Source organism: Corynebacterium silvaticum (assembly GCF_004382825.2).
GTDB classification, from domain to species: domain Bacteria; phylum Actinomycetota; class Actinomycetes; order Mycobacteriales; family Mycobacteriaceae; genus Corynebacterium; species Corynebacterium silvaticum.
This window is the reverse complement of record NZ_SDQO02000002.1, coordinates 500,859-524,102: the sequence shown is the minus strand read 5'-3', so window position 1 is coordinate 524,102 and position 23,244 is coordinate 500,859. Positions and strand designations below refer to the sequence as shown.

The window sequence follows — 23,244 nt, the reverse complement described above, 5'->3', positions numbered from 1 at the left end:
ATGATGCTGCCTCAGAAAACATAAGGCGCTCGCTCTAATAAAAGATGGAATGAGTTTTTCTAGTGCTGAGTGTTTAAGACGTATCTCGATGCACCCCAAGACATTGCTGCAGGCTTGCTGCGTTTGCCCGCATAAGGTCAACGTAAGTAGTTACGTCTTCATCAAAAGAATCTCCGTGGATGGGACAGACCCGGATGTTGAGGCGCTTGGCGGTTTCCAGCAAATCTGTGGAGGTAACAGCCAACTGCGGTTCTAAGAACACCGCTGGTACATGGAGGTTCTTCAGGGTATTGGTCAAGGCTATGAGGTCACGAGCAGAGGGCTCAACACCTGGATTAGGGGTGACAAATCCTGCTGCATCAATCCCATAGGCATGGGCTAGGTAGGAGTAGCCGTCGTGGGTGGTCACCAAGTGCCGGCGTTCCTCCGGGATGGAGGCGATCGTGTCTGTGACTTCCTGATGCAACGCACCTAGCTCACCGATATACGCATCTGCATTTGCCGTATAATCGCGCGCACCCTGCGGATCAGCCGCAATGAGCTCGTCCCTTATTGTTTTTACAAATGCGATGACGTTATCCACGTCGTGCCACAGGTGCGGGTCCACTTCCCCGTGCACGTGTTTGCCCAGCACGGCCTGCGGAAGAACATAGACCTCATCTCCCGGGGTTCCTAGGAAGCGGAACTGCGGGCCTGCCGGGATTTTTTGGAGCGTATTGTTGGGGACTTCTATCACCGTCGATGCAGAGTCATAAACGGCTGCAATGTCCTTGCTGTCTGCAGCGTCTCCTTGAATCTCAATTTTTTTGTTATTCAGGTTGATAGAGACATCCTGGTGGCCCTGGTCAAGTACCGTTGCAGAGGCGCCGGAGGGAGTGCTCTTAGCGCTTACGCCGACCGCCATGGTGATGGAGCTTGCGCCTACCGGGATAGGTCGGGCGCCACGCTCGGTGACCAATTCCGCCTCAATGTCGATGACGTACACGCCAGGCTTGCTAAAGGCCCAACTCACATGCGTATGTGCGGCGGCGGGCAGAGTGATCGTATCGCCCTCGTATCCGCGCTCAGGGTGGAAGCCGTCGCGCGAATTGAAATACACCTCGGGTGTGCCAAAAGCAGTGGTCAGATACGCAGCAGCATCCCCTGGCGCCTCGGCGCCGTCGGCTCCACGCACACCAGTAACGTGAATGTTTATCTCGCTATGCGAGTTTGCGCCTAGCTGCGCTCCCGTGCCCTCTACACGCATGCCGAGCCACACAGAATCCAAGGTGACGTCCTCGACTAGCTGCAGCAAATGCGCGCCATGCTTGGTGGATTGCTCGCCAAGCGCGACAACTTTAGCGGGTTTTACCGCAGCATTATCAATGGCGCGCAGCACAGATTGTTGTTCTAGAAGAAGGCCGTTGGTAAAGATAACGTCCGCGTTGGCCACGTTGCGGACGCCGCGAAGCGAAGGCTCATAAGTATGCGGGTCTGCGCCCCGAGGCATGAGAGCGGTGACGCGGGCTCGATCGCCGGCTACATTGCGCGCAATATCTGCAACGATCTGCGTAGACGCAACAACGTCCGTGATGCCGTCGACACGGCTAGGAAGATCCTTGGTGCCCGTTCCACACGCAGCGACAAAGAAAGCGCAGGCAATCAATGCTCCAGCCCCCGCCTGCTTACGACGGGTGCTGGGTATCGTCTTCAAATACATGATCAGAGGCTATTTGTTGCGGGTAACAGCCTTAACCAAACGAACTGTTCCAGCACCAAATACCGCTAGACCAACGCCCAAAACGAGGAAAGCAGCCGTCATATAAGAAGGTCCAGTCTCAGGCAAAGACTGACGCTTTGCGGGAGACGCAGCCGGAGCGGGCTTAGAAGAAGTAGGTTTTGAGGATGTGGTGGTACTAGAAGTGGAGCGGCTCGAAGACGAGCTCGATGGGCGGCTCTTCCTATCCTCGTTACCGCTACGAGCGGATACAGCAATGGCCTCTCCCTCACCGTCGCAGCTCGCTACCGTGTTGGGGCCACCGTTGCCAACGCTCCACACATAGCGCGCCACATTACTCGCCGCGCCATCTGCAGTTGCTTGCACACACATGGTGTAGGTGCCAGGCGCGGTAAACACCCAGTTGGTGTGCACATGCGCCGGCTCCTGCTGGACGATGGTCTCTCCGCTTCTTACTTCAAACCCTTTATCTGCCAAGATCGGGGTGTTGCCACCAAAGGAGCCTGTTTGGAAAGCATAAACCTGCCCGGGGCCAGAAACTTTGACAAAGTTGATGTCCACTTCACCAAAACCACCCGAGCGAACGCCATTGGTATCCCAACCCGGCCAGATGAGATTTGGGTCCTGAGTCTGTGGCAGGTAATAGCCGGACGTTCCCACCTCAGGTACCTGTGCGGTCTTATCCGTCCATGCTTCTTCTTTTACCCGCAGCGTCACAGAATCAGGGTCTCGCAACACATGAGAGCCGGTTACGTCTTCCTTGAGATTAAGTTTAAGGTTTCCGCCATCAGCCGTTACGTTAAAAGCGTCAATATGCCCTGAATCAAGCTCTAGGTCTTCCGCCCACGCCGCCGGCGCAAAACTGGCGGATAATCCGACAAGAACAACCGCACTAGCAGCCGCGATCCGTGAAGTAGGTGAGGAGCGAAGAGGGCGAGTGAACACGGAATTCCTTTACAAATATGGCATTTTTTAGTTCTTTATCTCAGCTGTAAGGTTCAGCCGAACGACCTAACCATAATGGGAATTGCGTTCATTTGCAATAAGTGTGCGACCTTTACCTCCCCTATTGGAGTTTTCGCCGTAATAGGGCCCTCTTTGCCACCATTTTCGCACCACCACCCCAGATGACACCACGTATCTTGTATAAAACAGGGACACCTTAGGGGCAGAGAACACTCTGATAAAAGACAAAACTCCCACCGGGAAAGCATCATGCTTATCCCAGCGGGAGTGATGTGTTCAGTAATCGAAAGATTACTTGAGGGTAACCTTTGCGCCAGCCTCTTCGAGCTTAGCCTTAGCAGCCTCAGCGTCATCCTTGGATGCAGCCTCGATGATTGCCTTAGGAGCGGACTCAACGAGCTCCTTAGCTTCCTTCAGGCCCAGGCCGGAAACGATCTCGCGAACAGCCTTGATCACGCCGATCTTCTTAGCGCCAGCGTCCTCGAGAACGACATCGAACTCGGTCTTCTCTTCAGCAGCAGCCTCAGCGCCAGCAGCGCCTGGAGCAGCAACTGCAACAGGAGCAGCAGCGGTAACTTCGAAGACCTCTTCGAATTCCTTGACGAACTCAGAGAGCTCGATAAGGGTCATCTCTTTGAAAGCCTCAATGAGCTCGTCCTTGGTGAGCTTAGCCATAGTGGTAATCCTTTCGATTGCGGGCTGTGCACCAGCCCAAAAGTATGTGGTTTTTGTTTAGGTACCGAGTTCGGTGACCTAAGCTTCCTTCTTCTCCTGAAGCGCAGCGCCGAGGCGTGCGACCTGAGAAGCAGGGGCGTTGAACAGGCCAGCGGCCTTTGCCAAGTTGCCCTTCATGGCGCCTGCCAGCTTCGCAAGAGTGGTCTCGCGGTTGTCCAGCTCGGCGATAGCGTTGACCTGATCAGCGTTCAGGGCATCGCCATCCATGTAGCCACCCTTGACTACGAATGCCTTGTTGTTAGAAGCGAACTTCTTCATCGCCTTAGCGGCATCAACAGCCTCGCCCTTAATAAAGGCGATAGCGGTCGGGCCGGAGAGGAGATCATCAAGGCCCTCGACGCCAGCTTCTTTAGCAGCCAGCTTCAGCAGGGTGTTCTTGGCGACGGAGTACTGGACATCCGCATCCGCACCGAGGGTACGACGCAGCTCAGTGATCTGAGCAACGGTCAGTCCGCGGTATTCGGTGATAACGATGGAGTCGGTATCTGCAAAGCGCTCTTTGAGCTCTGCAAGCGACGATACGTTCTTCGGGTTTGCCATTACTTCGCCTCCTTCCTCTTGTATCTCTTGGGTATCTGATCCGCCGAGGCTTTTCACCAGCGCTAGCCAATAAAAAAGCCCCGTGCAAGAGCACAGGGGGCGCACATACTCCGAAAGGAGTGTGAACTCTAAGTGTCTCCTGCGTGGGCCGTTCCAATCTCTTGGAATCCTTCGAGCCTAAGGCTGACCGACGGTCTTCGGTGAAACTTGAGTACGAGCCGAATTCGACTCATTCAAACTTCGAGCGATAACGCTAGTGCACAACGCGATCTTTAGCAAATCGAAAGAACTCCGCGTAGTGTTCCTACACCGTTAGCTCGGCTTTTAATCCGCAAAAGGATAATCCGTATAGCCGTGAGGCCCGCCCACATAAAAGGTATCCGGATCAGGAACATTCAGCGCTATGCCTTCGCGCCACCGACGCACGAGATCAGGATTAGCAATGAGCTCGCGCCCCACGGCCACCGCATCCGCGTGGCCTGACTCAACGATGTCAACGGCCTCTTCATACTCGGTATAAGAGCCAAAACCTGAGTTTAGGATCACAAATCCGCCAAAGGCCTCTGCCAGCTGGCGGACAAAGTCGCTGCGATAATCCGCGTGGAGTATCGATAGGTACGCGAGTCCTAGGTTGCGGATTTCGTCGAGAAGCACCTGATAGGTGGCTAGAGTCTCCTCGCGGTCGGTTTCCATTACTCCTTGAATATTGTGTTCCGGTGAAATACGCAGACCCACCCGGTGCGCGCCGATTTCCTCCGCCACTGCTTGAACAACCTGAATCACAAACCGTGCTCGGTTTTCCGGCGTGCCGCCAAACTCATCCGTGCGCACGTTAGAGGACGGACTTAAAAATTCGTGCAGCAAATAACCATTTGCCCCATGCAGCTCCACACCGTCGAGACCTGCATCAACAGCACGACGGCTAGCGGCGACAAACTCCTGTTTCACACGCTCAAGTTCCTCTGGTTCAAGCGCATGAGGAACAGGAAGATCAACTTTTCCGGCAGGTGTGCGCATCTGTGTCCCCGAAGCCAGTGCGCTAGGAGTCTCAGGAGCCACACCGCCGTTCATCGACTCATGGCTCATACACCCGGCATGCATGACTTGCATCACGACGCTCCCGCCTGCCGCATGCACGGCCTCAGCGACCTTGCGCCATCCCTCCTGCTGCGCGCTATCGGCGATGCCAGGTTGTCCGCTAAATCCACGACCACGAAGCGTCGGGTATGTTCCCTCCGTAACAATCAAGCCTGCCGACGCCCTCTGCGCGTAATACTCGGCGTGCAGTGCACTAGGGACACCGTCTTCACCGGCCCGGAGCCGCGTTAACGCGGCCATCGTAATCCGGTTGCGGAGGATTAACGCCCCAGCTTGGGCAGAAGTAAAAAGTGAAGTCATGGCGGAGCATGCCTTTCTCTGGATGCGAAGGGGGTCTTGCAGCCTTTCAACAGCTCCAAGACCCACCTCATTCCACGCCACGATTCCTGCCTGCTCAACGCGCCTTTTTACGCCAGTGCACCCATCGGGTCCCACGCTGGAAGAACATGAGGGGTTTTGGTTAACGCCTGGCGATACTCCTCCGGAAGACGCGAGGCTGGCACTGCGACTTCAAAAACATATTCCTCGAACCAAGAATCACTCATCGTCCAGAACCCCTTATCGGCCTTATCCGCACCCCAGGAGTTCTCCACCCGCCAGCGGTTCACGGTTGTGCCGTCTTCTGCCAGATCCATGCCGGTGAACACCATGGCATGAGTCATCAAAGAATCACTCGTTAAGAGCCTCTGGGCCTTCGACATATCAAAATCCACACCATACAGGCCCTCGTAATCAACCAGGTGGGCATCCCACAGGCCCGCATCCGCATAGGCTTGTACCTCGGTATCGCAGCCGAACCACACCGGGGTGGCGTCGAGAAGCGAATCGCGAACCGCATCCCGCAGTACCTCTATGGGGGCATTGACGTACGTTACCGGTGGCGCCCCAACAACATTGCCCAGGTATTCCACTGTGTAGAGCTCACCGAATGCATTGCGCGGATCATTGACCACGCACACATAATCGCTGAGATCATGAGGAAGATAGCGCTGCGCAAACTCCAGCGGAGACATCGTCCCCTCACGCACAAAAGCATCATCTTTGGTGCGGTACTGCCACTGGAATGTCTCAGGAGGGACCCCTAGATGTGTAGTAATCACCTTAAAAGCGCTTTCTAACGCTTCTTCCCGTGCGCCGGCCACGCCCTCTCTTATCCGCAGGGCTCCCCGCCGTAAGACAGAGGCCAGATCTCGATTCATGGCGTGGGTGTTGCTGCTAGAAAATGTCTCGGGCATCGCGTACTGCGGAACCACACCATATTTGTGCACCAAAGCAACAAACATATTCCATTGCCCGCCATCATCGATCGGGTCGCGCAACAGCTTTTCCACGGTCCGATCTGTCAGCTCCCGGTCGCGTAGCTCATCCATTGCGCAGAGGAAATAGTTTGCTTTTTCTACTTTGTCCCAAAAATGGATGTATGTCTGGGATAGCTCGAAGTCTTTGATGGCGGTTTCCTTCATGATCGCGCCACGCAAAGAATTCAGACCCGCGAAGATCCAGCACCGGCCGGAATTCTTTTGGTTGGCCACCGCCCAAGAATCCACCTTGGTGGACACAGTTGTATCCAGGGAACGCAGCACCTCACGATCGAGCGCAACCTTGGTAGCTGAGCTCACCGCAACGGCATTGCGTGCTAACCGCAGAGTCGGGTCCTTGAGTAACTCGGCATTTGTAGCAGACACCGAGTTCATAGTTAGTTCAGTCATGAGTCTTTCAGTTCCTTAAGCCTTATGCGGTATCGGTGTCTAAAACATCAGATCATAAGCCGGGAGACGGATAGGCTCCGTGTCCAAAGCTTTGTGTACTTTCTCCGGGACAAAGTCGCGTTGTAAGGCAACATAGAAAACATTCTCTTCAAACCACTCGTCCGACATGGTGGCGTATCCTGCGCCCACAGCCTCTGTCTTTTTATCGTGCAGCTTAGTTCCCCACGAGTTTTCCACCCGCCAAGCGCGTATGGAACCATCAGGGTGACGATCAAAGCCGCTGAGCACCATCGCATGAGTCGGCTGCGATTCCCCAGAGATAAACCGTTCCTCTTTTGTAGAGTCGAGCGCCACACCGTACACGCCGGCCAGGTCCAGAAGCGAGGTGTCCCACACCCCCAGTTTGCGGTTAAACTGCCGGCTCACGTCGCACGCAAACCACACCGGCTCCCCCGCTTCGATGCTTGCAGCTACGGCCTCCTTGAGCACCTCCATCTCCACGTTGATGTAATCATGCTCTTGAGCACCCGCAACGTTGGTGCACAATTCCACCAGGAAACGAGTGTTCTTTGGTTTGTCACTCCGTGGGTCCTCGGCAAGAACCACCATGGTGTCTAGGCCTGGCAGGTATTTCTCCGCAAACTCACGTGGTGTACACGTCCCCTCCCTGACAAATGTACCGTCTTTAGTACGGTATTTCCACATAAACTCAGTTGGCGGCACCCCAAGGTGAACAGTAATCGCGCGCTGCGCGTCTCGCATCGTCGCATTCATGATGTCGTCGGCTTCCGAGTCCGTCTCCGCGTCCCGTATCCGGCACGCCCCGCGACGCAGCACATGGGCCAAAGCTCGATTCAGTTCCCGGGTATTCCCCGCCGACTCAACTTCTGGCATCGCGTAATCCGGAACCACACCATACTTGCGCACCAGGTTGCCAACGTAGCTATACCATCCCCCGTCCTCAGCCGCGAAGCGCACCAGCTGAGCAATCACCCGATCATCAATATCCTGATCGCGGCGTTCCCGCATCTCCGTTAAAAAGAACTGAGCTCGCTCCAACTTGTCAAAGTACTGCACATATGAGTGCGAGAAATCAAAAGTTTCCAGATTAAGCTTCTTTGCTACTGCATGACGATGCACATTCAAAGCGGCAAATAACCAACAGCGTCCCGAGCGTTTTTGGTCCGTCACAGCTAATGAGTCAAGCTTGTGCTCTACGGTGTGATCAAGCTTGACGACGGCCTCTCTATTGAGTGCGGCGTCGTTAATGCCCACGGACGTAACCGCATTACGAGCTAGAGTTGCAGCAGGATCGTCGATTAGCTGCGAGCGCAAACGCGCACGTGTTTCTTGGCTAAGCGGGACAAAGGAATTCATGCTGACGGTTATACACGTAACCGCCTACAGAAACCACAAAAATACCCCCTGCCCACAACATATGGGACAGAGGGTATTCCATGCTTAAAGCATGTACACTACGAGTTTTTACTCAGCGGTGTAGTTCTTCTGGATGGAGGTGTCAACTGGAACACCAGGGCCGGAGGTCGACGCAAGGGTGACCTTCTTCACGTAGATGCCCTTAGAAGAGGAAGGCTTGATGCGGTTGATCTCATCGAGCAGTGCGCCGTAGTTCTCAGCGAGAGCCTTAGCGTCGAAGGAAGCCTTACCGATAACAGCGTGCAGGTTAGCAGCCTTGTCAACGCGGAAGGAGATCTTGCCGCCCTTGACGTCAGCGATTGCCTTAGCAACGTCGGTGGTAACGGTACCGGTCTTAGGGTTAGGCATCAGACCACGAGGGCCGAGGACGCGAGCAACGCGGCCAACCTTAGCCATCTGATCTGGGGTTGCGATTGCAACATCGAAGTTGATGGTGCCAGCGGTGATCTGCTCGATCAGCTCGGTGGTGCCCACGATGTCTGCGCCTGCTGCCTCAGCCTCGGTAGCCTTCTCACCCTCAGCGAAAACAGCAACGCGAACGGTCTTGCCGGTGCCGTTAGGAAGGGAGACGGTGCCGCGAACCAGCTGGTCAGCCTTGCGGGGATCAACACCAAGACGGATAGCAACGTCGATGGTTGCGTCGTAGTTCTTGGAGGAGGTCTCCTTGACCAGTTCAGCGGCCTTCAGCGGGGTGTAGAGACGACCCTTGTCGATCTTCTCAGCGGCGGCGCGGTATGCCTTAGATTTGTTGCCCATTGTCGATCCTTTGATTTTCTAGATGAGGATGTGTGGTGTGCGGGCCGGAGCCGGCCCTACCACGGAATAACTGAGGAATTAGTCCTCAACAACGATGCCCATGGAGCGGGCGGTGCCAGCGATGATGCGAGCAGCGTTATCGATGTCGTTAGCGTTGAGGTCTTCCATCTTGGTCTGAGCGATCTCGCGGACCTGCTCCATGGTGACCTTGCCCACCTTCTGGGTGTGCGGGACGCCGGAGCCCTTCTGCAGACCAGCTGCCTTGAGCAGCAGTTTAGCTGCAGGAGGGGTCTTCAGTTTGAACTCGAAAGAGCGATCTTCATAAACGGTGATCTCAACAGGAACAACGCTGCCGCGCTGGTTCTCAGTTGCAGCGTTGTAAGCCTTGCAGAACTCCATGATGTTCACGCCGTGAGCACCAAGAGCCGGACCAACTGGCGGAGCCGGGTTAGCCTGGCCAGCCTGGATCTGCAGCTTAATAAGGCCGGTGACCTTCTTCTTCGGAGCCATCGTTTACCTGCTTCCTTGTTAACAGTAGTAGTGGCGATTCGATGGTTATAGGAACCACTACCACCGTCCGGATGCCGAGCCCCGAGTCTGCGCTGCAACACTAGCGTTGCTGCTCAGCCCGTAACCCGGCCACCGGGAATGTACGTTTCTTTGCGCAAAAAACACGCTTTTTACCATGCTACAGCAAACCCCGCCACCTGCCAAAACACCATGGCAGATAGCGGGGAAACGGGAGAAAAGGTCGAGCACCACATGCGGGGTGCCAGCTCTTGTCATATCCGACAAGAGCCGACCTCATTAGCTAACTTTTTCCACCTGGTCAAAGTTGAGTTCGACCGGGGTCTCACGACCAAAGATAGAAACCAGTGCCTGCAACTTATTGTTCTCAGTATCGATAGCAGAGATCGTTGCAGAAACAGAAGCCAGCGCGCCGGAGAGAATCGTGACAGCCTCGCCAACCTGGAAGTCAACCTCAACCTTAGGCTTGGTGGATGCGCCAGGCATGGCCACAACCTTCTCACCCTCAGCGTTCACAGCGTTGCTCTCGCCGCCGTCGCCAGCCACAGACTCCTGAGGTATGAGGAACTTGGCCACATCACGGTGCTTCACCGGAGTTGCGTTGCCCTCGTTGCCCACAAAGCTGGTCACGCCAGGGGTGTCGCGAACAACAGACCAGGAGCGGTCATTAATGTCCATGCGCACAAGGACGTAGCCGGGAAGGAGCTTGCGCTTCACCAGCTTGCGTTTGCCGTCGCGAAGCTCAACAGCCTGTTCGATCGGGACCACAACGTCAAAGATAGAATCCTCAACTTCAAGGGTCTGCGCGCGCATATCCAGGTTGGTCTTCACTTTGTTCTCGTAGCCGGAATAGCACTGAATGATGTACCACGAACCTGGCAGCTTCTTCAGCTCACGCGTGTACTTGCGCAGGCGTGCCTTGTACTCGGCATCGCCATCCTCAACAGCACCTGCAAGCGCAGCTTCTGCATCTACTTCCTGGACAGGTTGCTCAACTGCCTCGTCCAACTCGGGTGCAGCCTCTGCAGCTTCCGTCTCCGCGGCGATGGTCGCCTCTACGGCGTCGTCAAAAGCCTCGGCAAATGAACCGCTATTGTTCTCGTCGCTCATGTGTCTTTTCTCCTGAAGTGTTGACGTTCGGAATTCATGGTACCCCGAGACGTGCAATAAATTATCCCGCCGATCCAAAGGATCTGACGGGATGTTTGTAGCTTTACGCTCATCCTACCTAGCGAGTAAGGACCTTCTCAACTCCCAGCCCCGCAACAAAATCTACGCCTGCCACAAGTGCAGTCATGAGAATAAGGAATGCAAAGACGATAAGCGTGTAGTTGACCATCTGCTTAGCAGTAGGCCAAATGACCTTCTTCATCTCCGAGGCCACTTCAGGCACAAAAGCAACAACCTTGTTGTTCTTCTTGCCCTCGTTGTCTCCCGCAGGTGCGACCTTCTTGGCCTCATAAGAAGAAGTGGAGGTGGCGTTCACACCAGCGAGCTGGCGTTTACCGGTAGGACGCGATGTAGCGCCCACCTTCTCAGGCTGTTGTTCAGTCACAGCTCTCCTCGTTGTTGTCTACGATGCCGATTCTACGACGCAATTACTCATCGCCGCTTCCCGGGCATCTCTTTACCGTTACCGTACCTTGGCACGCGCCCACAAAGCTAAACGACGTAGCAACGAGACCACATGCGCGCAGCACAAGCACGGCTAAAAGAACCCTGTTTTGAGGATAGGCATACTACCCGTCCCCAGTTATCGTGACGACTATATCAGAATTCCTTAAGGCTAGGAATTAATCCCAACAGCATTTGTCAAAGCCAAGTATCAAAGCCGAGACAAACGCACACCTCAATAGCAAAAACCGGCAGATGTTGAACATCTGCCGGTTTCTTTTGCAGGGGCGACAGGACTCGAACCTGCAACCTACGGTTTTGGAGACCGTTGCTCTACCAATTGAACTACGCCCCTAGGCCGTTGTTTCCGATCACTCGAAAGCAACACGGGCAACCTTACTAGACCGCCCAACAAAAGGGAATTCCTATGGAAAAAGCACCGGAAAGCATCCCAGTGCATAGCCATTTGGCATATTCCCTAGTAGCGATGGCGAGAATTGAACTCGCGACACAGCGATTATGAGTCGCTTGCTCTACCACTGAGCTACACCGCCCCACTCCCTCATCTGAACAATGCCAGATAAAAGAACAGAGCCCCCTGACAGAATCGAACTGTCGACCTTTTCCTTACCATGGAAACGCTCTGCCGACTGAGCTAAGGGGGCACAGCCTCTTGTTGTGAACCAGAATCCTCTGGGCCGCTCCGTTGAAGCCTCACAAAGATTAACCCGAGTAGAGCAATTAATACAAATCACCAGTTCATAGCACTTTTAGAGGCCTGAAACTCACCACTAGAAACGCTTTATAGATGCCTTTTGAAGAACTCCAGCGACTCCCCTGCCCCAAATCCTCTAGACCCTCTAGCCTTCCAGACGATTCCGCGCCCCATTGTCGTTTTCGAGAACGCTAGCCCTTCCACTCCCCACAAAAGCCCAGTTCACCTTTCTCAGCGTTCTCAAAAACGACAATCGTCCAACACCCCCACACCCAACACCACCCCGAAGACGCCAAAAAGCCCCAGCATTTTACTGCTGAGGCTTAGTTGGTGCCAGGTAGAAGATTCGAACTTCTGTAGGCAATGCCGACGGATTTACAGTCCGCTCCCTTTGGCCGCTCGGGCAACCTGGCGTGCTCCACGTTCGCGGTGCGCTACATACTGTACTACGAATCTAGTAGGCAAAGGCAAATCGGTGCCCTGACCTGCTTTTAGCCAACGCGCTGAACGGTAAAGCGAGCCAGATTGCGCAGCGCATCTGTTGTTGCATTCTGAGGCAGAAGTTCCAGTTGACTCTCTGATTCGCTGAGGTAGCTATGAACATCAGCGAGTGCCTGCTCTCGACCCGTGGATTGAGCGAGCAGATCAAGAACCCTTGCGACGGTCACGTCATCAGTCACTGGGCCCGTCAGCGTTGCACGAAGCTCTTCACCTACTGGCGTTTGCTCGCGTAGTGCGTACAGAACGGGAAGGGTGAACACGCCTTCTCGTAGATCTGTCCCCGGAGTCTTTCCTGAGTCTTCAGAATCCGAGAAAATGTCGATGATGTCATCAACAATCTGGAAGACCATGCCGATTGCGGCACCGTATGCCCGCAGTGCCTCGATATGAGCGGGAGATGCTCCCGAGTGCAGCGCTCCAAGATATCCGGCGGACGCTATCAGCACCCCCGTCTTTTCACGAATCACAGCCATATAGTGCTCGATTGGGTCGCCGTCCCCAACCCCAATGGTTTCCCGCATCTGACCAGTGACCAGGTCGCCGAAGGTTTCGGAGAAATGGCGTACTGTGTCAGTGCCCAAATCAGCCATGAGTCGCGAGACATGGGCCAGCAAAATATCGCCGGCCAGGATGGCCACGGAGTTGTTCCAGCGCGCGTTGGCGCTTTCTACGCCGCGTCGTTTAGCGGCTTCATCCATCACATCATCGTGGTAGAGGGTGGCCAGGTGAGTCATTTCAACGACTACGGCAGCTTTGATCACGTCCTCAGATACGGGTCGATCCCCGTACTGGGATGCCAAAAGGGCAAACATGGGCCGGAAACGTTTTCCGCCGGCTTTCGCGAGGTGCTTGACCTTCTCCACAATGAAGTCCTCGCCGACGGAGAGCTCCTTTTGAAGTAGTTCCTCGACACGAGTCATGCCGACGGAAATATCCTCGTTGAGGGCGGGGTTACCGAGGTCAACTCGCGTACCGGTGGACGTGCTTAATCCTTCGGCACCGTTGCTCATTCCAAAACTGCCTTTACAAGGTCATGGCAGCAGCCACCCGCATTAGGATGAACTAACTGCACTTAACGTTCTACAACTAACCCCCTAACCGTAGTCGAAACTGTCATGCTTACACACCCCGGGGTGTGAAGGAAGGCCCATAGCTGTCACAATGGTGCGCGTGAATGATTCCGTTTTTTCTGTAGATGTGCTCGTGGTGGGTGCTGGCCCTGCCGGTTCCACGGCAGCTATTAATGCCGCCCAGCGCGGCTTAACGGTTTTGCTTATCGACGCCGCCACCTTCCCCCGCGACAAAACCTGCGGCGATGGTCTCACGCCCCGCGCGGTGCACCAATTAGAAAAAATTGGGATTGATGTCACCTCTCGCTATTCCTCTCAAGGCCTAAAACTGCACGGTTTTGGGGGTTCGGTCACTGCGCCATGGCCCACGTCTTCCTTTGGAACGATCGGCTCTGCCATGCCGCGTACAGAGTTTGACGAGCTGCTCTTAAATACAGCTCAACAGCACAATAATGTCCTGGTATGGCAGGGGGTCACGGCGATCTCCGTGGACGCAGACCCTCATAGCTCGCAACCACCGAGTGAGTTCCCCAAGGCTGGCCGCATCCGCACTGTCACTGTGGACGATGGCCGAGTCATTGCCCCCACTTTTGTCATTGTCGCGGATGGTGTGCGTTCCACTTTTGGAAAACTGCTGGGCCGGCAGTGGCACCGCGGCGAGGTGTACGGGATTGCAGCGCGGTCTTATTGCGAGACTCCCCGAGCAGATGACCCATGGATACACTCGCACCTAGAGCTTCGCGACGATACAGGTACCACGCAGCCCGGATACGGATGGATATTTCCGTTAGGCAACGGCACCGCAAACGTCGGCTGCGGCGCCTTGTCCACGGACACTCGCCCAGCAAAGGTGAACACAAAAAAACTTCTCCGAAACTACGCTGAGCAGCACAGCGCGGAATGGGGTTTTGGAACGCCACAACGCGTCGCTTCCGCGTTATTGCCTATGGGAGGCGCGGTAAGCAACGTCGCGGGTCCTAACTGGATGCTCATTGGCGACGCCGCAGCCTGTGTGAACCCCCTCAACGGTGAAGGCATCGACTACGGCATGGAAACCGCAGCGCTGGCAGTCAGCCTGGTGGGCACCGATAAAGATCTATCTCAGGCCTGGCCAGAACTCTTGCGTTCCACCTACGGTGAGGCGTTCATGCTCGCTCGCACTGCCGCACGGTTGCTCACCTATCCGCAGTTCTTGCCCATGGCAGGTCCGCTCGCTCTACGCAGACCGCTGGGAAACGTCATCATGCCAGCGGCTGCACGGCTCATGGGCAACCTTGTCTCGGACTCCGACCGTGATCTTGTTGCGCGTCTCTGGCGTGGCACGGGCGCGGGCGTCAGCCGGTGGCGTCGTGATAGCCCGTTGTGGTCATAAGGCAACTCTGCACACGCGTAGCTTTACTGCAATGTGGCGTTAACCATGCTTTTTCTGGTGGAGCTCCGCCCTGAGGCCTTCTAGACTGAGAAAGTATGCATACCTCGAAATTAGTTGTTGTTGGCGTAGGCCACGTTGGCTCCTACGTTCTTAGCTACGCAATGGATTCAGGCCTCTACTCGGAGATAGCCACGATTGACATCAAGCTGGGCGTATCCAAGGGTGAGGCCATAGATCAAGCCCAATCCACAGGTGTCCCGGGAACCTCATACACATACTGCCACCCAGGCGACTATTCCGATTGTGCCGACGCGGACGTGATTATCGTCGCCGCGGGCGGCTCTATCTTGCCGGATCCCGATGATCCCGAGCGAATGCCGAACCGAGCCGAGCTTGCAGAGATGAGTGGCGCGGTGGTTCGCGATGTTATGGGAAATATCGCAGCGCATACCAAGGGCGCAGTGGTCATCTTTATCACCAACCCACTCGACGCTATGCTGCATATCGCGGCCACGGAATTTGATTATCCCACCGAAAAAATCTTTGGAACTGGCACCATGCTAGATTCCGCGCGGATGCGTTGGATCATAGGCACTGAGCTTGGCATTGATCCCAAATCGGTCACTGGTTACATGATGGGCGAGCATGGCTCTACGTCGGTGCCTATTCTCTCGCGGGTCAACGTTCAAGGCCTCAGCTGGGATGAGCTTTCTGCCTGGCGTGGCAGTCCCCTTCCCACCGCACCGGAGATCCAAGAGCGGGTGATTAAGGCGGCCTACGACGTTCTCTTGGCCAAGGGCTGGACCAATGCTGGTGTGGCTCGATCAGCTAACGAGTTGGCTAAGTGCGTGTTGCTTAATGAGCATGCCGTACACCCCATCTGCACCCCGCTCAATGGTGAATATGGGCTCCACGACGTTTCCATGTCCGTGCCTACTCTCATCGGCAATACCGGCGCCCTCCGCAAGATGCCTCCGACCCTCAACGATTGGGAGTTGGAGCAAATACACAAGTCTGCCGAGTTCATCCGTGAGACGGTACAACGCGCCAGCCCATAACCGGATAACCTAGCTACGCATTGAAGGCTTCCTTGCTCCGGCATAACGCCGCAAGGAGGCCTCTGATTTTTGTTCCTAGCCGTTGCCCCCAGGTTTTACTGCCGAGTGCAACGCAACGATCCCGAGGGAAAGATTCTGCCAACCGGCATCAGACCAGCCATTGTTGTTGATAGCGCGAGCCAGCTCTTCTCTTTCTGGCCATGCACGGATGGACTCAGCAAGGTATTCATAAGCCTCTGGGTTTGTGCCCACGGCTTTGGCTATCAGTGGCAACAACCTGGTCAGATACTCTTTGTAGATTGGCTTAAAGCCAGGAACGTTGGGGGTGGAGAACTCCGCAATGGTGAGCCGGCCACCGGGTTTGGTCACCCGTGCCATCTCTCGAAGTGCCGCCTGGTAATCATGGACGTTGCGCAGGCCATAAGAGATGGTGACCGCGTCAAAGGAGTTATCGGCAAAAGGCAGCTGCATCCCGTCGCCCACCACTTTGGGGACGTCTCGGTCTTTGCCTGCTGCGAGCATTCCCTGCGAAAAATCACAGGCCACAACCCATGCCCCGGATTTCCCTAGCTCCACCGTAGATACTGCGGTACCGGCGGCTAGATCCAGAACCCGTTCGCCGGGTTTAAGGTTCAACCGTTCGCGGGTCTTCTCGCGCCACTTACGGTCTTGCCCAAAGCTCAGCACGGTGTTCGTGATGTCGTAGTTTTTACCCACACCGTCGAACATTTTTGCCACGTCGAAGGGGTTCTTTTCCAAAGATGCCTTAGCCACGGTTGTCCAGTGTAATCATCGCTTCTTGGTAATAGCGGAAGAGTTGGTCACAAATTCGAGCCCATGACTTATCTTCCACGCTCTGGCGTGCGGTTTTGCTCAAATCTTCGCGGGCCAAAAAGACGTCATGGACGGAGCGTGACAAACCTGCCAGTGAGTCGTCGATAAGCGGTAACAGTACGCCCGACCCACTATGTACCAGGTCTCGCGGCCCGCCCTCCGCTACGGAAACCACCGGAACCCCGGACGCCTTGGCCTCCTGGATTGTCTGGCAAAAGGTCTCAAACTCACCAGGGTGCACAAACACGTCAAAGCTAGCGTAGGCCCGCGCCAGGTCAAGGCCTGTGAGTGCTCCGGTAAAAATCGCGTCCGGGAGCCGCGATTCTAAGGTTTTCCGCTCTGGGCCATCACCCACGATGACCAGTTGGATATTGTTGTCGCACGCTAGGTCAACGAGCCTATGCACGCCTTTCTCCGCAGCCAGCCTGCCCACATACCCCACAACGATGCGACCACCCGCGCCCCAGCTACGCCTGAGTCCGTGGTCTCTGCGATCTGGGTGAAACAGCTCCAGATCCACTCCCCGACCCCAAGATTTGACTCGCTCGATGCCATGCAGTTCCAGGGCTGCCACCGCCTATGTAGAGGGGGCGAGAGTGAGGGTCGCTGCATTGTGAAAAGCCCGTGTCCAGGCCCAACTAGTACGTTCCAACCATCGCAAATGATATTTGTGACTAAAACCCGCAATGTCCGTTTGGAAGACAGCTACACACGGTATCCCTAGTCCCCTGGCAACAAAGGCGCCCCGAGCGGCCAACGCATAGGGCGATGCAAGGTGCACAACATCGGGTCTAAAGGCTCGCAACAGCTCCCGAATCCCTACGGGGACTCCAATGGGCAGGGAGTTAATCAGTGGCACCATCACGGTCGGCACGCGGTGAATGGTCGCTCCGCAGTAGGAACGTATTTCTTCTTCACCATCCCGCGCACCCGGCGCGATCACCATGGCCTGGTGCCCGCATCTCTGAGCGTGTTCCAGGACGCGCAGCACTGAATTGGATACCCCGTTGATAGAGGGGAGAAAGGATTCAGCGATTATCGCTATGCGCATGTTTTCTGTACCACAGGGTGACAGCCCACCACAGGGCCACCGCGATGGCGAGAGACACCACCCAGGTGCTCAACGCCGGTATGAGGGCGAGTGTCCATCCCCTGCCCTGTACTTTTACCAGGTCTGGGTTGCTTTTGGCATAGGTGACCCACACGCGTTGTCCTTTGCCTAACCCTGTGGGGTACAGCAGGCCGCCACGAGGGGAATGGTAGACGCCGTCTTCATCTTGGTATTCCACTGTGGAGCGGAATGTGCCCACGTCAATAACTTTAGCCAGTGTGCGGCCTGGTGATTCTGCTATCTCGCGGTCGTTTAGGGCAGGGCCTATCACCATGCTGACACAACCAATTGTTGCGGCAGCAAAAAGCGCCAGGATGGCTTGATGCAAGCGCCTCCTGATGCTCGCTGGCGGATAGTGCGGCAGCCGGCTCACATGTTCACCTTCTTAGCCAGCGCCTCGTGCATGGCGCGGCGGTCAGCACGTGTGGTTCGGGCTTCGATGAGGGTAAACCCTGCCGTGTCGGTGGCGTCGATAAGCTTTTCGACGAGCCCCTGCACATCCGTTGCGCGGTGATATTCCACGCCGTATGCGGCGGCGATGCTTTCTATGTCCACCTCATGCGGGGTGACAAAGGCTCGCTCAAAACTGCCTCGCAGCTGGGGGTTTCCTACCTCAAGGGTCTCAAAGATTCCACCGCCGGAGTCGTTAGCCACCACGATTGTCAGGTTTTCCGGCTGTGGCGAATCGGGGCCGATGAGGAGCCCGCCCACGTCGTGGAGGAAGGTCACATCTCCCATGAGCGCCACAGTGCGGGCAGCGCGGATTTCCTCGGGGTTTCGGGTTTGCACGGCCAACGCCACGCCAATCGCTTGGGACACAGTGCCGTCGATCCCTGCGGTACCGCGAGGCGTGAAGGTGTCTACTGCGGAAAACGGCAGGCCAACAAAGGAGGCATCGCGAACCGGATTGGATGCTCCCAGAACGAGGGTGTCACCGGTGGCAAGCGTGTCTGCTACCGCTGCGGCAACATGCAGGCCACTGAAGCTAAAGTCTTGGGCGAGTACATCCCGGACGGCCTCGGCAGCCAGCGCAGAGGCAGCTTCGCAGATTGTGAGCCATTGCTTTGAGGGCTGACCTGTAGCTTTTACCCGAGTCGCGACTTGTTGCGCGCTGCGAGTGGGGTCGGTGACTGTGTCGGTGCGCGTTAGTACGGTTACCTCGATTGCCGGATCCGCGATCAGGTCAAAGACGCTCCGGTGCAGCGTTGGATGTCCCACCACAATCACTTGCTCCGGCTTGGTATTGACCACATAGCCTTCAGCAGAAACCTGTTCATGAGCAAATATTCCGGCTGCCAGCGGGTGCACGGGATGATAGGGGGCGGGGGCGCTTGGCTCTGCAATGGTGGGGACGTCTTCTAAGCCTGGTACTTCCCATGCCTCATCACCAACAATGACCAGGGTGTTGCGGCTGAGGTCTATTTCTACCTCACCGTGATCTAGGACATCGCCTTTTATCGGCGTCTTTTTCACACTCTCAGCAGGAGGCTCCGGGAGGCAGTCCCCCACCAAAGGCGTATCCAACTCTACGTTGATATGAACCTGGCCCTTGTTAAAGGCTGCATCGATGAGTTGTACGTCTGCAAGCGTAGCCACGGAGGTCGTAGGAACGACTCCGAAGATTCCTATCTGGTTGATCGTCTGATTCGCGCCCGTCCCCTGCAGTCGCGCCGGGCGATCCGCCGAAATCATGGCGATAGGTGTGTGGGAGTGAGCAGCCTCCAGCATAGCGGGAAGGCAATTGGCCACCGCTGTACCAGAGGTAGTGACGATTCCCACGTGCCGACCGGACGCCCGCCCCATGCCTAGCGCCAGGAATGCTGCACTGCGCTCGTCGATACGCGTATGCACTCGGATGTCTCCCCGAGCGAGCAGCTCCAAGGAAAGCGGAGAGTTACGCGAGCCGGGGCAGATCACCACATCGGTGAGGTGGCGGGCGAGTTCGGCAGCGACGGCGCGTGCAAGCTGGGGCGATGACATCATGCCCCATATTTTAGGCGTTCCTGCGCAGCCAATGACAGTGGGGCGTGCACCAAGGCTTTTGTTTAGCGTGCTAGGAACGCCCACGAGTCTTGTAGTCGTTGCAGCCACACATCGCGGCGGTGACCGCTCACGCTCAACTCCGATAGCCGATCGGGGTCCGGAGCAAGCATGTCCACAGCCAGATGCCCATCGACGATCTGACGCGGTTCAGTGATGTCTTCCACAAAAAGCCGCTGTGTGGCCAGCCCGGCCGCAGCCGGAGGCACGTCAAAGTCTTCATCATCAGTGTGCTTGGGCAGGGCTGCCACCGCCGCCAGCCCGGCATTCATTCCCACGCCCGTATCCAGAGCGCTGGCCACCGTAATATCCAGGCCACGCGCACGCATAAACTCGGCGATCTCGAGTAGTTTCCGCGGACCGCCTAGCGGTGCGGCTTTCACCACCGCAACGTCTGCTCCCTGGGCGCGCGCCACCTCATAGGGATCTTCTGCCCTGCGTATCGACTCATCCGCAGCCACCCGAACAAACAGGCCAGCCCGAATAAGGCGCTGACGCAGCTCGACGAGCTCCGCAACCGTCGCACAAGGCTGCTCCATATAGTCCAGAGGGCCCAACTGCTGAGCGGCGGAAAAGGCTTGATCAACAGACCAACCACGGTTCGCATCAACGCGCACTATCGCCGAGGGCATTACCTCCCGAACGGCAGCCACACGGGCAACGTCATCCGCAAGCGACTGCCCCTTCTCCGCAACCTTTACTTTGAAGGTTCTACACCCAGCAAAATGCGCCATCACCTCAGGTACTCGCACGGAATCCACTGCGGGAATAGTGCCGTTGACCTCTACGGAGTTGCGCATAGCTTCCGGTGGCCCCTGGTACGCCATCTCAAGGCCTGAAGAAAGCCAATGAGCGGACTCTTCAGGACTATAGTCCGCAAAAGGCGCAAACTCGCCCCATCCTGCAGGACCTTCGATGAGGAGGGCTTCACGCGTGGTCACTCCACGAAAAGGCACCGCCATAGGGAGCGCAACCACGTGGGCGCGCTCACGTATCTCGTCTAACGTGGCGCCCCACGCTGAGAGGGGTTTCGCTTGTGTCATATAGCTAGGTTACCGCCCCGCCGCCAATCTTCATCATTAAGAATAGAAATGTTTGAACTATTGAAGTTTTAGAGTGCGGGACATAAGAGTCAAGCCAGAAGATGAGCCGACGGCTTTTCCCGAACAGAGATGGCAAGCGCCGTCAAAAATGAAAAACATCACTTTTAAATTGGAATGTGACCAATACTGCTAGCGTAATTAACGATTGGTTATAACCAGCTCCCTCTGAGAAGGACTGCCGCATGCTCTACATCATTATCGCTCTGCTGGCCGTCGCCGCAGTCGTTTACTTTACCTCATAGCCAAAAAGTCCACGCCGCCGCAGCCATTTTCTTTGTAGGCGTGATTCTCCTCATGATCGCTGCTCTCACAGGCCGGGCAGAATTTCGTTCCACAGACATAGCTTCTTCCGGAAATGCACTCTACGACCAATTACTCGTAGTAGAGGCTCTTTTTAAGAGTCGATTCTCCGGAATCGGTATGGCCATTATGGTGCTCTTTGGTTTTGTTTCCTATATGCGCCATATCGGCGCTGATGCCAAAACTGTGGTAATTCTTTCCGCGCCATTACGTCGTTTCAGAGGATCTTATTGGCTCGTACCCGTAGGTTTTCTCATCGGCAACCTTTTATCCCTCGTCATCCCCTCAGCTTCAGCCCTTTCACTTCTTCTCGTGGCCACGCTTCTACCTGCACTCATAGCCGCAGTCCTTACCCCTCTGACGGTGGGTGCCATCGTGGTCACCTCTTCCACGATTATCCCCACTCCTCTAGAGGCCGGGCTCATTCAGGGTGCCGATCTTACCAATATGACGGTTACGGAATTTGTCTACGGATATGTTGCATGGGCAACCATTCCTACCTTGGTCATCACTGCTTTTGTACACATGTGGTGGCAACGTCATTGCGACATCGTCGACGCACGGCATTCCCACGATGCCCCACAGCATCACACAGAAAGCCTAGAAATAAACGATTCCGGCTGCCACCAGAGACGCACTTGAACGTGTGTCTGGCTTACCAGGCTATTACGCAGTCCTCCCGCTACTCCCCCTTCTTCTGATTATTGTGTCAGCTCTCCTAAAGCGCCTCGACGTGCTCCCCTTTGAAGCTGGGATCCTACCGGTTACTGTGGTGTCTCTCTTTACTGCACTCTTCATCGAGTCATTACGCAAACGTACGATCACGGGTGCTATCGACTCTGCAGCGAGCTTTTTCAAAGGTATGGGTGAAGGCGCAGCCGGCGTAGTCGCACTGTTGGTAGCTGCTGCGGTATTAGTCGAAGGCATCACTCAGATGGGCGTGATCGATATGCTCATCAGAGCAGCCGAAGATTCTTCCGGCGCAGCTGTGCTCATCATCCTCATTTTTGTTGCAGCAACTGCGGCCATGGCCACCCTCACAGGATCTGGTACCGCACCTTACTTTGCGTTCTCCGAGGTTGTTCCTTCTTTAGCGGCACAGTCTTCTATTCACGCACCCCAAATGCTTACCGCTATCTGGGGAACCTCTAATCTGATGCGCCAGATTTCTCCAGTCAACGCCGCAGTTCTTATTGTCTCCGGCGCCATCAATGTCAACCCGATTCGCCTGTTCAAACGCACACTTGTCCCTATGTCCGTCGCAACGATACTCAACACGGTGTGTGCCTTCTTGTTTATCGGCTAATCCACACGTATTTCCCGAACCATTGCTTCGCCGCCCACCAAGCGCTCCGCAACCGGTTTTAGCTATGCTAAGCAGCATGACACTCCTTGCTGAAGCCCTCTCGGAGCGCGCCGAGGCCCAAGCCCGCTTGGACAGCCTCCGCGAGCGCCTCATGTCCGTCGCCCGCGTCCAGGAAGGTGACGTTCCTGACGAGGATCCTGCCACACTACTCACCGAAGCCGAGGCTGTGGCACGGCGTATCGACGCCCTGGTTATTGCCATCAACGCAACCAACACCGCCACCGCGTTCGATGAGACTAAAAACCTCACGCAAGCGCTCGCAGAACGCGATGGGCTGCTCAGATTGCGCCGCCTCTATGCGGATCTGGCCAAGGTCGCTGGCACCCGCCAAGACCGCTATTCCCGCGCAGAGATCAAGTTCGTCTCCACCCTTCCGGTAGCTGAGTTACGGACGCAAGCCGACGCATACGCTCAGGCTTATCGCGAATTGGATACCCGTATACAGCAGCTCAATTGGAATACTCCGCTGGTAGAGTAACCTTTTACATGTAGTTGGTAGTCCAAGAACAGTCAGCGAGCGCACCCCTTGCTCAGAAGGACTTATCTGAGCTCATGGCGCCCAATAGCGGTATCAGGGCCGAGGCGTTCATATCTCCTCACAGCACTCATTACCCCGCCGAACTGCGCACATGAGAACATGCGGCTTATAGTCCGCGGCACATCGCACAATTCAC

General features: G+C 55.8%; 19 protein-coding genes, 4 tRNA genes and 2 pseudogenes. 4 read left to right on the top strand and 21 right to left on the bottom strand.

What is annotated here, in order from left to right:
- Positions 1-73: 73 nt before the first annotated feature.
- The 16 genes from ET810_RS06665 to ET810_RS06590 all read right to left on the bottom strand — a co-directional run bounded on the left by ET810_RS06665 (position 74) and on the right by ET810_RS06590 (position 13,326).
- Positions 74-1,699, bottom strand: a complete 1,626-nt coding sequence (locus ET810_RS06665; RefSeq protein ID WP_134316162.1) for an anchored repeat ABC transporter, substrate-binding protein — start codon at positions 1,697-1,699, stop codon at positions 74-76.
- A gap of 9 nt (positions 1,700-1,708) precedes the next feature.
- Positions 1,709-2,662, bottom strand: coding sequence for a choice-of-anchor M domain-containing protein (locus ET810_RS06660; RefSeq protein ID WP_087453357.1), 954 nt, complete (start codon positions 2,660-2,662; stop codon positions 1,709-1,711).
- A gap of 312 nt (positions 2,663-2,974) precedes the next feature.
- The gene (gene rplL, locus ET810_RS06655) at positions 2,975-3,358 is read right to left on the bottom strand and encodes a 50S ribosomal protein L7/L12 (protein ID WP_013241171.1); all 384 of its coding nucleotides are present in this window, start codon (positions 3,356-3,358) and stop codon (positions 2,975-2,977) included.
- Between the two features lie 78 nt (positions 3,359-3,436).
- Entirely contained in the window at positions 3,437-3,958 is a 522-nt protein-coding gene (gene rplJ / locus ET810_RS06650) for a 50S ribosomal protein L10 (protein WP_087453356.1), read from the bottom strand.
- Between the two features lie 324 nt (positions 3,959-4,282).
- Positions 4,283-5,356 (bottom strand): alkene reductase, encoded by a 1,074-nt coding sequence (locus tag ET810_RS06645; protein ID WP_087454826.1) that lies wholly within the window; start codon positions 5,354-5,356, stop codon positions 4,283-4,285.
- A 107-nt stretch (positions 5,357-5,463) separates the two neighbouring features.
- Entirely contained in the window at positions 5,464-6,765 is a 1,302-nt protein-coding gene (locus ET810_RS06640; protein WP_134316161.1) for a C1 family peptidase, read from the bottom strand.
- A 39-nt stretch (positions 6,766-6,804) separates the two neighbouring features.
- Positions 6,805-8,142 (bottom strand): C1 family peptidase, encoded by a 1,338-nt coding sequence (locus ET810_RS06635; protein ID WP_134316160.1) that lies wholly within the window; start codon positions 8,140-8,142, stop codon positions 6,805-6,807.
- 108 nt (positions 8,143-8,250) lie between these two features.
- Entirely contained in the window at positions 8,251-8,958 is a 708-nt protein-coding gene (gene rplA, locus ET810_RS06630) for a 50S ribosomal protein L1 (RefSeq protein ID WP_013910758.1), read from the bottom strand.
- A 78-nt stretch (positions 8,959-9,036) separates the two neighbouring features.
- Entirely contained in the window at positions 9,037-9,468 is a 432-nt protein-coding gene (rplK, locus tag ET810_RS06625; protein ID WP_013910757.1) for a 50S ribosomal protein L11, read from the bottom strand.
- Positions 9,469-9,765: 297 nt separating this feature from the next.
- Positions 9,766-10,596 (bottom strand): transcription termination/antitermination protein NusG, encoded by an 831-nt coding sequence (nusG, locus tag ET810_RS06620; protein WP_087453354.1) that lies wholly within the window; start codon positions 10,594-10,596, stop codon positions 9,766-9,768.
- A gap of 118 nt (positions 10,597-10,714) precedes the next feature.
- The gene (secE, locus tag ET810_RS06615; RefSeq protein WP_087453353.1) at positions 10,715-11,041 is read right to left on the bottom strand and encodes a preprotein translocase subunit SecE; all 327 of its coding nucleotides are present in this window, start codon (positions 11,039-11,041) and stop codon (positions 10,715-10,717) included.
- A 341-nt stretch (positions 11,042-11,382) separates the two neighbouring features.
- Positions 11,383-11,455, bottom strand: a tRNA-Trp gene (locus ET810_RS06610).
- 127 nt (positions 11,456-11,582) lie between these two features.
- A tRNA-Met gene (locus ET810_RS06605) sits at positions 11,583-11,654 on the bottom strand.
- 38 nt (positions 11,655-11,692) lie between these two features.
- Positions 11,693-11,765 (bottom strand) — tRNA-Thr (locus ET810_RS06600).
- A 378-nt stretch (positions 11,766-12,143) separates the two neighbouring features.
- Positions 12,144-12,228: transfer RNA gene (locus ET810_RS06595), tRNA-Tyr, on the bottom strand.
- A 78-nt stretch (positions 12,229-12,306) separates the two neighbouring features.
- Positions 12,307-13,326: a polyprenyl synthetase family protein gene (locus ET810_RS06590; protein WP_087453352.1), complete on the bottom strand. Its 1,020-nt coding sequence runs from the start codon at positions 13,324-13,326 to the stop codon at positions 12,307-12,309.
- Between the two features lie 151 nt (positions 13,327-13,477).
- Here ET810_RS06590 and ET810_RS06585 point away from each other — a divergent pair, with 151 nt between their 5' ends.
- Positions 13,478-14,758: a geranylgeranyl reductase family protein gene (locus ET810_RS06585; RefSeq protein ID WP_087453351.1), complete on the top strand. Its 1,281-nt coding sequence runs from the start codon at positions 13,478-13,480 to the stop codon at positions 14,756-14,758.
- 95 nt (positions 14,759-14,853) lie between these two features.
- Positions 14,854-15,816, top strand: a complete 963-nt coding sequence (locus ET810_RS06580) for a lactate/malate family dehydrogenase (protein WP_087453350.1) — start codon at positions 14,854-14,856, stop codon at positions 15,814-15,816.
- Between the two features lie 75 nt (positions 15,817-15,891).
- Here the strand turns inward: ET810_RS06580 and ET810_RS06575 are convergent, their stop codons facing one another.
- The 5 genes and pseudogenes from ET810_RS06575 to ET810_RS06555 form a co-directional block, all read right to left on the bottom strand.
- Complete coding sequence (locus ET810_RS06575; protein WP_087453349.1) at positions 15,892-16,590, bottom strand: demethylmenaquinone methyltransferase; 699 nt, start codon at positions 16,588-16,590, stop codon at positions 15,892-15,894.
- Positions 16,583-17,701 (bottom strand): annotated as a pseudogene (locus tag ET810_RS13180) (glycosyltransferase family 4 protein). The gene ET810_RS06575 and the pseudogene ET810_RS13180 overlap by 8 nt, the downstream one beginning before the upstream one ends.
- A complete protein-coding gene (locus ET810_RS06565) occupies positions 17,679-18,134 on the bottom strand; it encodes a DUF3592 domain-containing protein (RefSeq protein WP_087454825.1) in 456 nt (151 codons plus the stop codon). The pseudogene ET810_RS13180 and the gene ET810_RS06565 overlap by 23 nt, the downstream one beginning before the upstream one ends.
- Positions 18,131-19,744: a 2-succinyl-5-enolpyruvyl-6-hydroxy-3-cyclohexene-1-carboxylic-acid synthase gene (gene menD, locus ET810_RS06560; protein ID WP_087453348.1), complete on the bottom strand. Its 1,614-nt coding sequence runs from the start codon at positions 19,742-19,744 to the stop codon at positions 18,131-18,133. Before menD ends, ET810_RS06565 begins: the two co-directional genes overlap by 4 nt.
- A gap of 62 nt (positions 19,745-19,806) precedes the next feature.
- A complete protein-coding gene (locus ET810_RS06555; RefSeq protein ID WP_087453347.1) occupies positions 19,807-20,844 on the bottom strand; it encodes an o-succinylbenzoate synthase in 1,038 nt (345 codons plus the stop codon).
- 242 nt (positions 20,845-21,086) lie between these two features.
- Here ET810_RS06555 and dcuC point away from each other — a divergent pair.
- Together dcuC and ET810_RS06545 are read left to right on the top strand one after the other, a co-directional pair.
- Positions 21,087-22,510 (top strand): annotated as a pseudogene (dcuC, locus tag ET810_RS06550) (C4-dicarboxylate transporter DcuC).
- A 76-nt stretch (positions 22,511-22,586) separates the two neighbouring features.
- Positions 22,587-23,048, top strand: coding sequence for a DIP1984 family protein (locus ET810_RS06545; RefSeq protein ID WP_087453346.1), 462 nt, complete (start codon positions 22,587-22,589; stop codon positions 23,046-23,048).
- The last annotated feature ends 196 nt before the right edge of the window (positions 23,049-23,244 follow it).

What these genes read in the sequence shown, in the direction of transcription:
- ET810_RS06665 (WP_134316162.1), bottom strand. Translation starts at nt 1,699, where the DNA reads ATGTATTTGAAGACGATACCCAGCACCCGTCGTAAGCAGGCGGGGGCT.
- rplL (WP_013241171.1), bottom strand. Translation starts at nt 3,358, where the DNA reads ATGGCTAAGCTCACCAAGGACGAGCTCATTGAGGCTTTCAAAGAGATG.
- rplJ (WP_087453356.1), bottom strand. Translation starts at nt 3,958, where the DNA reads ATGGCAAACCCGAAGAACGTATCGTCGCTTGCAGAGCTCAAAGAGCGC.
- ET810_RS06645 (WP_087454826.1), bottom strand. Translation starts at nt 5,356, where the DNA reads ATGACTTCACTTTTTACTTCTGCCCAAGCTGGGGCGTTAATCCTCCGC.
- ET810_RS06640 (WP_134316161.1), bottom strand. Translation starts at nt 6,765, where the DNA reads ATGACTGAACTAACTATGAACTCGGTGTCTGCTACAAATGCCGAGTTA.
- ET810_RS06635 (WP_134316160.1), bottom strand. Translation starts at nt 8,142, where the DNA reads ATGAATTCCTTTGTCCCGCTTAGCCAAGAAACACGTGCGCGTTTGCGC.
- rplA (WP_013910758.1), bottom strand. Translation starts at nt 8,958, where the DNA reads ATGGGCAACAAATCTAAGGCATACCGCGCCGCCGCTGAGAAGATCGAC.
- rplK (WP_013910757.1), bottom strand. Translation starts at nt 9,468, where the DNA reads ATGGCTCCGAAGAAGAAGGTCACCGGCCTTATTAAGCTGCAGATCCAG.
- nusG (WP_087453354.1), bottom strand. Translation starts at nt 10,596, where the DNA reads ATGAGCGACGAGAACAATAGCGGTTCATTTGCCGAGGCTTTTGACGAC.
- ET810_RS06590 (WP_087453352.1), bottom strand. Translation starts at nt 13,326, where the DNA reads ATGAGCAACGGTGCCGAAGGATTAAGCACGTCCACCGGTACGCGAGTT.
- ET810_RS06585 (WP_087453351.1), top strand. Translation starts at nt 13,478, where the DNA reads ATGGTGCGCGTGAATGATTCCGTTTTTTCTGTAGATGTGCTCGTGGTG.
- ET810_RS06580 (WP_087453350.1), top strand. Translation starts at nt 14,854, where the DNA reads ATGCATACCTCGAAATTAGTTGTTGTTGGCGTAGGCCACGTTGGCTCC.
- menD (WP_087453348.1), bottom strand. Translation starts at nt 19,744, where the DNA reads ATGATGTCATCGCCCCAGCTTGCACGCGCCGTCGCTGCCGAACTCGCC.
- ET810_RS06555 (WP_087453347.1), bottom strand. Translation starts at nt 20,844, where the DNA reads ATGACACAAGCGAAACCCCTCTCAGCGTGGGGCGCCACGTTAGACGAG.
- ET810_RS06545 (WP_087453346.1), top strand. Translation starts at nt 22,587, where the DNA reads ATGACACTCCTTGCTGAAGCCCTCTCGGAGCGCGCCGAGGCCCAAGCC.